General features: G+C 40.0%; 11 protein-coding genes. 2 read left to right on the top strand and 9 right to left on the bottom strand.

Annotated features, from left to right (window positions below; all coding sequences use genetic code 11):
- Positions 1-69 precede the first annotated feature (69 nt).
- Positions 70-528 carry a class Ib ribonucleoside-diphosphate reductase assembly flavoprotein NrdI gene (gene nrdI, locus HMPREF1517_RS00330; protein ID WP_022496522.1) on the top strand — a complete coding sequence of 153 codons (459 nt, stop codon included), beginning with the start codon at positions 70-72 and terminating at the stop codon, positions 526-528.
- Positions 529-569: 41 nt separating this feature from the next.
- On the opposite strand, the gene HMPREF1517_RS00325 is transcribed toward nrdI, so the two are convergent.
- The 8 genes from HMPREF1517_RS00325 to tig all read right to left on the bottom strand — a co-directional run bounded on the left by HMPREF1517_RS00325 (position 570) and on the right by tig (position 9,874).
- On the bottom strand, positions 570-3,110 hold the full coding sequence (locus tag HMPREF1517_RS00325) for a bifunctional 2',3'-cyclic-nucleotide 2'-phosphodiesterase/3'-nucleotidase (RefSeq protein ID WP_037598891.1): 2,541 nt from the start codon (positions 3,108-3,110) through the stop codon (positions 570-572).
- A 165-nt stretch (positions 3,111-3,275) separates the two neighbouring features.
- Complete coding sequence (locus HMPREF1517_RS00320) at positions 3,276-4,019, bottom strand: 16S rRNA (uracil(1498)-N(3))-methyltransferase (RefSeq protein WP_037598886.1); 744 nt, start codon at positions 4,017-4,019, stop codon at positions 3,276-3,278.
- A complete protein-coding gene (prmA, locus tag HMPREF1517_RS00315) occupies positions 4,020-4,973 on the bottom strand; it encodes a 50S ribosomal protein L11 methyltransferase (RefSeq protein WP_037598885.1) in 954 nt (317 codons plus the stop codon).
- On the bottom strand, positions 4,974-5,420 hold the full coding sequence (locus HMPREF1517_RS00310) for an NUDIX hydrolase (RefSeq protein ID WP_037598884.1): 447 nt from the start codon (positions 5,418-5,420) through the stop codon (positions 4,974-4,976).
- Between the two features lie 15 nt (positions 5,421-5,435).
- Complete coding sequence (locus HMPREF1517_RS00305; protein ID WP_037598883.1) at positions 5,436-5,906, bottom strand: DUF3013 family protein; 471 nt, start codon at positions 5,904-5,906, stop codon at positions 5,436-5,438.
- Positions 5,907-6,000: 94 nt separating this feature from the next.
- Positions 6,001-7,605: a CTP synthase gene (locus tag HMPREF1517_RS00300; RefSeq protein WP_037598882.1), complete on the bottom strand. Its 1,605-nt coding sequence runs from the start codon at positions 7,603-7,605 to the stop codon at positions 6,001-6,003.
- Positions 7,606-7,857: 252 nt separating this feature from the next.
- Positions 7,858-8,433, bottom strand: coding sequence for a DNA-directed RNA polymerase subunit delta (rpoE, locus tag HMPREF1517_RS00295; RefSeq protein WP_002885605.1), 576 nt, complete (start codon positions 8,431-8,433; stop codon positions 7,858-7,860).
- 157 nt (positions 8,434-8,590) lie between these two features.
- Positions 8,591-9,874: a trigger factor gene (gene tig, locus HMPREF1517_RS00290; protein WP_037598880.1), complete on the bottom strand. Its 1,284-nt coding sequence runs from the start codon at positions 9,872-9,874 to the stop codon at positions 8,591-8,593.
- A 142-nt stretch (positions 9,875-10,016) separates the two neighbouring features.
- On the opposite strand from tig, the gene HMPREF1517_RS00285 reads away from it, so the two are divergent.
- The gene (locus tag HMPREF1517_RS00285; protein WP_037598879.1) at positions 10,017-10,859 is read left to right on the top strand and encodes a mechanosensitive ion channel family protein; all 843 of its coding nucleotides are present in this window, start codon (positions 10,017-10,019) and stop codon (positions 10,857-10,859) included.
- Between the two features lie 112 nt (positions 10,860-10,971).
- Here HMPREF1517_RS00285 and HMPREF1517_RS00280 read toward each other — a convergent pair whose 3' ends face one another.
- A complete protein-coding gene (locus HMPREF1517_RS00280; RefSeq protein ID WP_021143466.1) occupies positions 10,972-11,469 on the bottom strand; it encodes a sigma factor in 498 nt (165 codons plus the stop codon).
- Positions 11,470-11,684: the final 215 nt, after the last annotated feature.

Below are 11,684 nucleotides of genomic sequence, written 5' to 3'. Positions count from 1 at the left end.
TTGAAAAGCACAACATCTTGTGTTAGAATGATTGAGCAAACACAAGATATAGATAGAAAGAGGACGCTTATGTCTCAACTTACCCTCGTTTATATTAGTCTAAGTGGCAATACCCAAAGCTTTGTCAAACGTATGTCTGACTACCTATCCCTCAACCACGGGATTGAATGTCGCCAAATCAATATTAAAGAGCTTAATCATGAAACCTTCCAAGTAGATGAACCCTTTGTCGCACTCTTGCCAACCTACCTTGAAGGTGGAAATGGCGTGGACAATGGAGATGTCGAAATCCTAACCAATCCACTGGGAGATTTTATCGCAGCCCATGATAACCACAAACGTTGCTTTGGTATCATCGGTTCTGGTAACCGTAACTTCAATAACCAGTACTGCCTAACCGCTAAACAATACAGTCAACGTTTTGGCTTCCCTATGTTGGGAGACTTTGAGCTTCGTGGCACGCAGTCTGATATCGAACGTCTAGCACCTATTATCCTAGAAGCCCAAAAGAACTTTAACCAACGCTAAAACTAGAGCAAAAAAGCCCTGATAGGGGCTTTTTATCTTGCTTAATTTTTCTCTTGCTTTTTGATTCCAAAGAATCCAGCCAAGGTCATAAGAACCATACCAGTTAAAGTTGCTGACATAGATTCGTCTGAACCAGTGTTTGGCAAGCTCTTGGCTGAGCTTGAAGGTTGAGTTTCTTGCACTTGAGCTTGAGGTAAGATAACGACTTGAGCGTTTGACAATTGGATAGCTGAAGCAGGTTTAGCCATGCTAGCAACTGCAGTAGCATTTGGTTTCACATGCTTAGTTTGGTCTGCCATCTCAACACCTTTTGGTGACTTCTCAGATTCTTTCTTAGTCGTATCCTCAACTTGATTTGCCTTTTCCTTAACAACAAAGCGGTACTCTGCAAATCCTGCTTGTGTTGATGGTCCTACATAACTAATGGCATCCTGACCAGCAAGGTGGGCACGTGCATTGTCAGATGAGGCAAAACGGATATCTGCATTCGTAATATTAGGAACGAAACTCCAATTTCCATCAGCAGTTGGGTTAATCGTTTTCTCACTAACGATATAATCAATGATTGCCTGACGATTCTCAAGATTGAGGAGACGTTTTTCTGCAGCATCCTTAACACCAGGGAAGTTACCAGTCGCACGATAGTTGTTAGTCACGACAAGGAAAGTCTGATTCAAATCAATGGGTTTACCTTGATAAGTCAAGTCACGAACACGACTAGCATCTGGGTTAACCAACTTACCTTCACGATCGTATTTGTTAGGTTGTGTCAAATCAAACTTATAAGTCAACCCATCAATCACATCGTAATTGTATGAGCGATAGCTACTATTAATGAGTTGTTGTGGCTCTTTGCTATTAGGATCAATTTGATTGAACTGTCCTGCAGACATTTCCAACCATTCTTTTATTTGTGCACCAGTCACCTTGAGTAGGGCAGTAACATTGTCGTAGAGGTAGAGGTCCGCGACATTCTTAATGGCTAATGGTCCTGCTGGAATATCGGTATAGTAGGTCGCATCCCCACGAGTCCCCGCCTTGAAAGGTGCTGCAGCTGAGAGGAGTGGAAGATTCGCATCTGCTGTTCCAGCTACTTGTTTTTTAGCATACCATAGTTGTGCATTATTAACGATTTGAATAGATGGATCGTCCTGAACCTGAGCAAAGTAGCTAGTGATTGGTGCAGTAGTCTCACCAACTTCCTTACGAACATAGTTGATTGTTCCATTATGGTCATGAGCAGCCATATTAATTAAATCCTTGTCCGCAACATCTGACTTAGTATCAATCTTTTCAAGCTTGGCCTTACTGTTAACAACTTTCCATTTACCATCCGTGTAAGTCAATTTGACATCCATGATGCCTAGATGATCTCCGAATTTACCAGCCATAACCACAGGTTTCCCATTGATGAGACCATTGACATCATCTACACCAGGGTATTTCGCATAAAAACTTGTACCATCCCCATTTGGGAAATCCGCATGAGAATGCCCTGTCGCAACAGCATCAACACCTTCGATACCAGCAATTTGGTAACCTTCATTTTCCTCATTCTTAGTGTATTCATTGTCACCAATACCAGAGTGAGCAGCAACAAGGATAAAGTCAGCTCCTGCAGCCTTCATCTTAGGAACGATAGCCTTAACAGCCTCCATTGGATCGTCAACAGTTACCTTACCTTCAAGATTGGCCTTATCCCAAACCAAAATCTGTGTTGGAAGGACACCTGTAATACCGATTTTTAGCGTTACCTGTTTGCCATCTGTATCAGTAAAGGTCTTGTTAACAATCTTATAAGGGTTGTAATAGTAGTCACCTGTCTGAGCATTACGCACATTGGCATTGATAATGTTAATCTTAGCAGCCTTAACCATACGATCCAAAAATTCTAGACCATAGTTAAACTCGTGGTTTCCAAGTGTTTCGGCATCGTAGCCCAGCATCTCAAAGGCTTTGTACATAGGGTGAGTCTCACCTTGGGCAACAGGGTCAATCAAAGCCTTATAAGTCCCAAAAGGAGTTCCCTGAATCGTATCCCCACTGTCCACTAAGACCGTATTGGGATTAGTTTCACGGGCTTTTTTGATAAGGACAGCAGTTTTAGACAAACCAACTGTTTGAGACGGCTTATCTTGATAATAATCATAGTTAACCAAGTTGGTATGAAGGTCTGTTGTTGACAAAATCTGCATATCAACGGTCTGCCCCTCATGAGCAGGCTCTGTAACAGTTTCAGCCTGTACTGGCACCGCTGGTGTCACCTGATTGGCATTCGTCAAAACAGCACTGGCTTCTTGACTTGATTGGGCCGTCGAGGTATTAGCTGATGACTCTGCAGATGCATTTGTCGCTACTGTTGTTGATGTAGGAGATACAGTCTCTGTTCCTCCTTGAACAGCTGTTCCCGCAGTTCCTTGTACTGATACGGTAGCAGCTCCACTATCTGTCACAGTTTCTGTAGAAGTAGTTGGTACTGGTGCCGTTGCCTCATCAGCTTGACCTAGGACTTGTGGCACAGTCAAAAGAGCAAAAAGGCCCAAAACCACGGCAGATTGAGTCACATAACGATTCGTTTTCATTAAAAATCTTCCCCTTTTATAAAGATAGTACAATTATATTAAATCTAAATAAGATTATCAACTTTTTTAGAAATGCTCGATTTGTCATACAAAACTAATGGCACGATGCAATCTTAGCTTAAAAGTGTCAAATACAAAAAAAGTTGGAACAAGGCCAACTTTCTCTTACTTATTCAATTCCAAGGCATAACTGACACTACTCAAAGCGTAGAGAGGAGCGGTTTCCGTCCGCATAATGCGCGGTCCAAGGCCAATTTTAACGCCACCAGCTTCTTCAAATGCATCAATCTCAGACGGAGAAATACCACCTTCTGGTCCAAAGATAAAGAGAATTTTCTGACCATTCTCTACCTGAGCCAACTCACGAGCTAGAGTAGCCAACTCACCTGCTTTGGCTGTTTCCTCATAGGCGATAAAAATCTTATCAAAATTATCTAATTCTGATAGAAATTCCCCTTTTTTCTCGAACAATCTGACTTCTGGCACACGATTACGCTTGGATTGTTCTGCAGCTCCTAGAGCAATTTTGGCAAGCTTATCTTCCTTCTTGGCTAGCTTCTTACCATCCCACTTAACCACAGACCAGTCGGCAGGGAAGGCCCAAATAGCCTGAGCTCCAAGCTCTGTTGCCTTTTGTGTCACCAACTCCAGTTTATCTCCCTTGGGAAAACCTGAGGCAATGCTTACAGATACAGGCATCTCGACATTATCAGTTAAATCTTCAATCACTTCAAAGACGTGATTCTCACGGTCAGTCACACGCGCAAGACGCTTGATACCATCTTCAAAAACCAAGACAACCTGATCATCCTCTGTTAAACGCATAACGTTAAACATATGCTTCACAGTATCCTTGTCTTTGATAATTACTGGATTTTCAACCTGCCCCTTTATAAAATACTGTTGCATTTAGCCTCCAATCACACCTGAAATATCATCTGTCTTCTTGAAGACACAGGCATTCCACTCTCCCTGAACCATGTGAGTTTCTAGGAAGAAACCAGCTTTCTCAGCCGATTCACGCACCATATCCCATTTTTCAGAGATAATCCCTGACATAATCAAATAACCTTCATCCTTAACCAAACGGTCGGCATCTTCTGTCAGGTGGATGAGAATATCCGCCAGAATATTAGCCACGATAACATCAGCTTCTTGCGTCACGCCCTTCAAAAGATCTCCCGCAGCAACATGAATATTTTCCATACCAGGATTCATATCAATGTTTTCCTGTGCCACTCGAACCGCTACATCGTCAAGGTCATAAGCGTAGATTTCCTTGGCACCAAGCAGAGAGCTAGCAATCGAGAGGACTCCTGAACCAGTCCCCACATCAATCACCGTCTCACCACCACGAAGCACCTGCTCCAAGGCAAAGAGGCTCATCTTAGTTGTTGGATGTGTTCCTGTCCCAAAGGCCATACCAGGATCCAACTTAATGATCTTTTCCCCCTCTGATGCCTCATAATCCGTCCATGACGGTACGATAGTCAGGTCATGGGTAATGCGAGCTGGTTCATAGTATTTTTTCCAATTCTCAGCCCAATCTTCTTCAACCAATTCTTGAGTAGCTAAGTGAATATCTCCAGTTTCAAGACCAAAATCTGTCAACTCAGCCAAACGCTCATTGACCTGCTTAGTAATGGCCTCGATATCTGCTGACTCTGGATAATAAGCCGTAATTTTAACCGTTTCAACCTGCTCAACCTCAGGATAAAGTTCCCCAAAACGGTCCGCATTTTCCAAATAATCTGCACTATCATCAATAGCCACACCCTGGCTCCCAGACTCAATTAAAATATTAGAAGCCGCTTCTTCGACCTCACGATTAACTTCAATCGTTAATTCTTGCCATTTGTCCATTTATTTCTCTGTTTCCTTTCCTACTAAATAGTCTTTAAAGCGTTCCTGCAACTGGGCAATGACACCTTCTGCTTTTATAAAATCCTCTACAGGCATTAGTTTAAATTCCTGTCCCTCGTCACCAAAACGAATCTCACGATACTGCTCTTGGCTAATTTGGCCAACCACAAAGACAGCTGACCTATCTTTATCCAACATACTAGGATAGATTTTCGACCAAATAATCGATTCCTCTTTCAAAGTCAAGCCCAGCTCCTCCCAGACCTCACGTTGAAGACATTCAAGAGGCGTTTCTTGACCTTCTCTTCCACCACCTGGCAACTCCCATGTATTTGGCCAAGGAATATCTGGTTTATTATCTCTGAGAATGACCAAAATACTTTGCTCTACGAGTAAGGCAGCCTTAACACCTGTAAAATCGAACTGATTTTTTAAATAAGCATCCATCCCTTTTCGCTCCCTTTAATACCTTGGATAAGCAAAAAATTCCTTCTCTTCAAGTTGAGCTTTCCCTTTTTCGAAAGCTTCTTTGTCCCAAACCAAACCGAATTCCTCAGGTCCATCATCAGATAGAAAATCCATCAAGTCACTCAATCCTTCTGTTGCCACCTCATTCAAGGTCTCCGCAAAATAGGACAAAAACTCACGAGATAGACCTTTCTTAGGTTCATATGGAATTGTCACTAGGTAGTCCTCTTCATCAAAACGTGATTTTGCTGGATTGTAAAAGAGCACGTAATCCTCAAAAATGACATCTTCATCAGACACTTCACCCTTATCATCAATAGTCTCGACATTGCTACTGTTTTGCGCTTCCAGGATAAACGTTACTTCCACAGCATGATTCTTTTTATCCCAGTCCATAGCAAAATCATAGTCCAAGTGCTTATCCAGTTCTTCTTCTAATACTGACAAAAAGCCAAATTTAGCCATTTGTTTTCCTCATTCTTTCTTATTATTCCCTTTATTTTAGCATAAAAGGAACTAATAAAAAACAGAGTAGGCTATCCCACTCTGTCTTAGATAATTATTTAGCATTTTCAACTGCTGCTGTCACAAAGGCACTGTAAAGTTCTTCCGCATGGTTTGGACGGCTATGATATTCTGGGTGGTATTGCGCTGCCACAAAGAATTTCTTGTCTGGGAGTTCTACAACTTCCATCAAACGATTATCTGGTGACACACCTGAGAATACAAAGCCCTCAGCCTCAAACTGTACACGGAACTTAGTATTAAATTCATAACGGTGACGGTGACGACGTTGAACAACTTCTTGGTTGCCATAAGCTGCAGCTGCCTTAGAACCTGGTTTCAACTTACATGGGTAAAGACCAAGACGAAGAGTACCACCCATGTCTTCAATGTCAATTTGATCACGCATAATATCGATAATTGGATATTTTGTGTTTGGATCAAGCTCAGCTGAATTAGCGCCATCCAAGTGAAGAATGTGGCGAGCAAACTCAATACATGTCAATTGCATACCGAGACAGACACCCAACATTGGCACATCATTCTCACGTGCATAACGAATAGCTTGAATCTTACCTTCAGTACCACGTTGACCGAAACCACCAGGAACAATAATACCATCAGCATCAGCCAAACGAGAAGCAACATTTTCAGCAGTCAAATCATTAGCATTGACCCAGTCAATATCAATGGCAGTATCATTTGCCAAACCTGAGTGTTTAAGTGCCTCAACTACTGACAAGTAAGCATCGTGAAGCTCCACATACTTACCAACAAGAGCAATTTTAGTTGTTTTCTTAAGGTTAAGCACCTTATCAACCATAGCAGACCACTCTGTCATATCTGCAGCTGGAGCATCCAGTTTCAAATGATCACAAACGATTTGATCCATACCTTGAGCCTGCATATTAAGTGGCACTTGATAGATATGTTCCACGTCGAGTGATTCGATAACAGCCTCAGGTGCAACATCACAGAACTGAGCTAATTTATTCTTGATTCCTTGACCAGCAGGTTGTTCTGTACGAATAACCAACATATTTGGTTGGATACCCAAACCACGCAATTCCTTAACAGAGTGTTGCGTTGGCTTTGTCTTCATTTCACCAGCAGCCTTCAAATAAGGAAGAAGCGTTGTGTGGATATACATAACGTTGTCAGAGCCCACATCAGCCTTCATTTGACGAAGAGCTTCAAGGAATGGAAGACTTTCAATATCACCAACCGTACCACCAACTTCAGTGATAATGACATCTGAATCAGTTGTTGTCGCTGCGCGCTTAATCTTGTCTTTCAAAGCATCTGTGATATGCGGAATCACCTGAACAGTCGCACCAAGATACTCTCCTTTACGTTCCTTACGCAAAACTTCGCTATAAATCTTACCAGTAGTCACGTTAGAGTATTTATTAAGATTGATATCAATAAAACGTTCGTAGTGACCAAGGTCAAGGTCAGTTTCAGTACCATCATCAGTGACATAAACTTCACCGTGTTGGTAAGGACTCATTGTTCCTGGGTCAATATTGATGTAAGGATCAAATTTTTGAATCGTAACCTTAAGACCACGGTTCTTAAGCAAACGCCCAAGACTTGCAGCTACAATCCCTTTACCAATTGAAGATACCACACCACCAGTGACGAAAATATATTTTGTCATGTTAACTCCTTATAATATAATTCAAAACAACTACAGATAGCAGATTGGTTACCCACTCAGATAATCACGATAGTCCTTTCCTAGTACCTGATGGGTGCCGTACAAAGTACCTCACCTTAGACAAGTCCAGTAAATGACTAAAAACAAAAATGACCCCCAAGAGTTTTACTCTGGGAGCCTTAATCATGACCTCTTCAAAAGAGGTGCCCGATAAATAGTCTAAACTATCCAAGACCATTTGTCAATGAAAACTTAGTCGTTTGACTCATCCTCATAGTCATCGTCATCATCTTCTTCTGACAACTCAACATCATCCAAATCATCATCTGGAATAATTTCATTCAACTCAGAGTCATAAGATTCCACTTCGGCTTTCTCATCATCTTCGCTATCGTCGTCATATTCAAGACTATCAGAATCAGGTGTAAAGTTCTCGTCTTCTGGATCATCGTCATTATAATCGATGGCATCTTCATCACCATCCATGAAGGCATTAACTTTCTTGTTCTTACGTTTTGGTGCATTTTCATCAGTATCTTCCAATGTGATGACCTCTTCATCGATTTCATCAATTGCATACCATGAACGCAAGCCCCATTTGTTATCACCTAGTGGAATGAAACTTCCATCCGTATTCAAATCTGAATAAAAGAATGGCAAAGCATTGCGGATATCAGCATCCGATTTTTCTAAGTAATTTTGAATTTCATTGACCAAATCATTGAAATACATTTCATTATCACGACCACGTGTTTCTAAGATAGCACGGGCCACTTCAATCATTGATAATTCACTTTTTTCTTGTCCAGCAAATACGTCTAGTTCCAAAGTGGTTCTCCTTCATTCTTACTCAAGCTAGTTTCTATCAGAAATAGCTCAGCAATCAATTTTTCGCTACCTTTTATTTTACGCTAAAAAGAGTCAATAGTCAAAGTATTTATAGAAGAAAAAATCAAGTCTCAACAGAAACTTGATTTTAGTCATATTATTTAACTTTTGCTGTGCTTGTAATAACTTCAACAGCTTTCTTCATAGTGATATCGTGTTTAAGCATTTCAGGTGAAAGAAGTGCAGAAACTTGTGATACTTCCATGTTGTACTCAGCTGCAAGATCATTAATTTCTTTTTGGATTTCTTCTTCTGTAGCATCGAATCCTTCAGCAGCAGCAACAGCTTCGATAACAAGGTTAGTTTTCACACGTTTGTCAGCGTCAGCTTCATATTGTTTGTGAAGATCTTCTTGAGTTGTACCAGTGATTTGGAAGTACATTTCAGGAGAGATACCTTGACGTTGCATGTTGCCCATGAATTCGTTCATAGCACGGTGAACTTCGTCTTCAACCATTTCTGCTGGCAATTCAACGATTTCAGCGTTTTCAACAGCCAAATCAAGTGCAGCACCTTCAACAGCGTCATCAAATGCGATTTCTTTAGCTGCTTCAAGTTCTTTACGGTATTTAGCTTTCAACTCATCAAGAGTTTCAACTTCATCGTCAAGATCTTTAGCCAACTCATCATCAAGAGCTGGAACTTCTTTAGCTTTAACTTCGTTAACTTTAGTAACAAATACAGCAGCTTTACCTGCAAGGTCAGCAGCTTGATAGTCTTCTGGGAAAGTTACTTTAACTTCTACTTCATCACCAGCTTTTGCTCCAACCAATTGGTCTTCGAAACCTGGGATAAATTGACCTGAACCAAGTTCAAGAGAGTGGTTTTCACCTTTACCACCATCAAATTCAACACCGTCTACTGAACCAACAAAGTCGATAACAACAGTGTCGCCATTTTCAGCTGCACCTTCTTTAACAACCAATTCAGACAAGTTTTTGCGTTCGCTTTCAAGCTTAGCATCAACTTCTTCATCAGTAACTTCTTTAGAAGCTTCAACTGAAACTTCAAGATCTTTATATGCACCAAGTTTTACTTCAGGTTTTGTAACAACTTCTGCAGTAAGTGTCCAATCTTGACCTTTTTCAATTGATTTTACATCAATTTTTGGTTGTGCAACAACATCAAGACCAAGTTCAGCAATCGCTGCTTCATAAGCTGCTGGAAGAATTGCATTCAAAGCATCGTCGTAAAGAGCTTCTTCACCAAATTTTTGGTTAAATACGGCACGAGGCATGTGTCCTTTACGGAAGCCTGGAGCGTTCAAATTCTTTTTAACCTTGTTAAATGCTTGATCCAAAGCTGGTTGAATTTTATCTTGACCGATAGTGAATGTCACCACACCACGGTTAGTGGCTGTGTTTTCAAATGATACAGACATGTAGTCATTCTCCTTAAAATTTTTTATAGATACAGTTTAGTTTACCATATTTCAAAGCCTTTTAAAAGTTTTTTTATCCAATTTAATCACAAGAAAATCGTTAGAAACTGCTACTTTATCAAAATTTTGATAAACTAGAACTATGAATATTTTACAAAGATACATCCAACAATTTAATTTTGAAGAGACCCTAATGGTACTCATTACGAAAGGGATTAAACTCCTTATTCTCCTCATCATCTTTCTTCTTAGTAAGAAGATTATCAACTTCCTTTTTAAACATACAGTGGGACGCTCTCTAGCTTGGACAATTCAAACACCTGCTCGACAAAAAACCATTGAACGATTACTACACAATTGCATGAACTACGTGCTATACTTCTTCCTTATTTACTGTCTTCTTAGTATCCTTGGGGTCCCAGTATCTAGCCTCCTTGCTGGGGCAGGACTTGCTGGAGTTGCTCTTGGTCTAGGAGCTCAGGGCTTCCTATCTGATGTCGTTAATGGTTTTTTCATATTGTTAGAAAACCAATTTGAAGTCGGTGACGCAGTTGAAGTAGGAGCCGTTACAGGCCTTGTTTCAACCGTAGGTATTCGAACTACTCAAATTCGAGGATTTGATGGAACCCTCCATTTTATACCTAACAGAAATATCACAATTGTATCCAACAAATCTCGAGGGGACATGAGAGCTCAAATTGATATCCCAGTCTATCCGTCAACCGATATCAATAAAGTGACAAGCATCATACAAGAAGTAAATCGAGAAAACATTGAAAACTATCCTCAAATCTGTGGAGCTCCAAATATCATTGGATTAAGCACAACTCCTTCTGGACAACTAGTATTTCGTATTGATATTTTTACGAAAAATGGACAACAAATTCATATCTATGCTGATTTCTTAAAACTTTACCAAGAAGCCCTAACCAAAGAAAATATTGAACTTCCAAGATTCATTGGGAACCCTATAGCAGTAAAATAAATTCTTTACACTACATTAAAAACACTTCAAAAGATAGATAACAGAAATCTACTTTCGAAGTGTTTTTTATGACTTTTACTCAATAATACTAGACTAGAATCTATATTCAAAATTAATCATCTTCATTATAAGGATCAAAATCTACCATCCAAAATTTTAACTCCCTGATCATCTTTTTTCGACCTCTAAAACATTCTCCAGCTAGCAGACGGTCTAACTTAGTAGCATCTTCCGAAGACAACTGATTACGGAAAGCATTAAGCTGCTCATCATAAACAAGCCTATCTACCGCATCTAACTCTTTATTCGGGAGACAAAAAGCAATATCTGAAATTTCGATATAACATTGTCGATTAGCTTGTCGTTTTACAGACTCCTGCCTTCTAACCTCATCATTAAGTCTATTCCTAAATTTCGTTTTAAAATATCGCCGTAACTTATCATCATCAGACTTTAATTCAGGAAACTTTTCTAAAAGCTGATAAAGCGTCATCATAGCTTCTTGCTCCATATCAGCTTGGTCCCAAAGTTGGATGAAATATTGTCTACTAGCCTTAAGTACAATCGGCCTTACAACTTCATATGCGTGAACAAAAACTTCTTGTTCCATTAAACCTCCTATAAATAGATAAAATATTTGTAATTAAAATAATTACGAAATCTATTATAAGAGATACATAAGAAATAAAATAGAGACATATATGTCACTATAAAAATGATAGACTCTATAATTTCTGTAGTGGGTAAAAACCACTGTAGAGATTATAGAGCTTTTTGAGTATACACAAAAAGTCCCATAAGAACTATAATGAAAAGCGACCAAAC

Origin of the sequence: Streptococcus sp. ACS2 (genome assembly GCF_000525585.1) — a bacterium.
Taxonomy (GTDB): domain Bacteria; phylum Bacillota; class Bacilli; order Lactobacillales; family Streptococcaceae; genus Streptococcus.
Note: the sequence above shows the minus strand (reverse complement) of the source record. Positions and strands in the feature narration are given on the sequence as shown.

Bases quoted from the DNA above. Each gene is read 5' to 3' on its own strand.
- prmA (WP_037598885.1), bottom strand. From the start codon at position 4,973: ATGGACAAATGGCAAGAATTAACGATTGAAGTTAATCGTGAGGTCGAA.
- HMPREF1517_RS00280 (WP_021143466.1), bottom strand. From the start codon at position 11,469: ATGGAACAAGAAGTTTTTGTTCACGCATATGAAGTTGTAAGGCCGATT.
- HMPREF1517_RS00305 (WP_037598883.1), bottom strand. From the start codon at position 5,906: ATGGCTAAATTTGGCTTTTTGTCAGTATTAGAAGAAGAACTGGATAAG.
- HMPREF1517_RS00325 (WP_037598891.1), bottom strand. From the start codon at position 3,110: ATGAAAACGAATCGTTATGTGACTCAATCTGCCGTGGTTTTGGGCCTT.
- tig (WP_037598880.1), bottom strand. From the start codon at position 9,874: ATGTCTGTATCATTTGAAAACACAGCCACTAACCGTGGTGTGGTGACA.
- HMPREF1517_RS00320 (WP_037598886.1), bottom strand. From the start codon at position 4,019: ATGCAACAGTATTTTATAAAGGGGCAGGTTGAAAATCCAGTAATTATC.
- HMPREF1517_RS00285 (WP_037598879.1), top strand. From the start codon at position 10,017: ATGAATATTTTACAAAGATACATCCAACAATTTAATTTTGAAGAGACC.
- HMPREF1517_RS00310 (WP_037598884.1), bottom strand. From the start codon at position 5,420: ATGGATGCTTATTTAAAAAATCAGTTCGATTTTACAGGTGTTAAGGCT.
- nrdI (WP_022496522.1), top strand. From the start codon at position 70: ATGTCTCAACTTACCCTCGTTTATATTAGTCTAAGTGGCAATACCCAA.
- HMPREF1517_RS00300 (WP_037598882.1), bottom strand. From the start codon at position 7,605: ATGACAAAATATATTTTCGTCACTGGTGGTGTGGTATCTTCAATTGGT.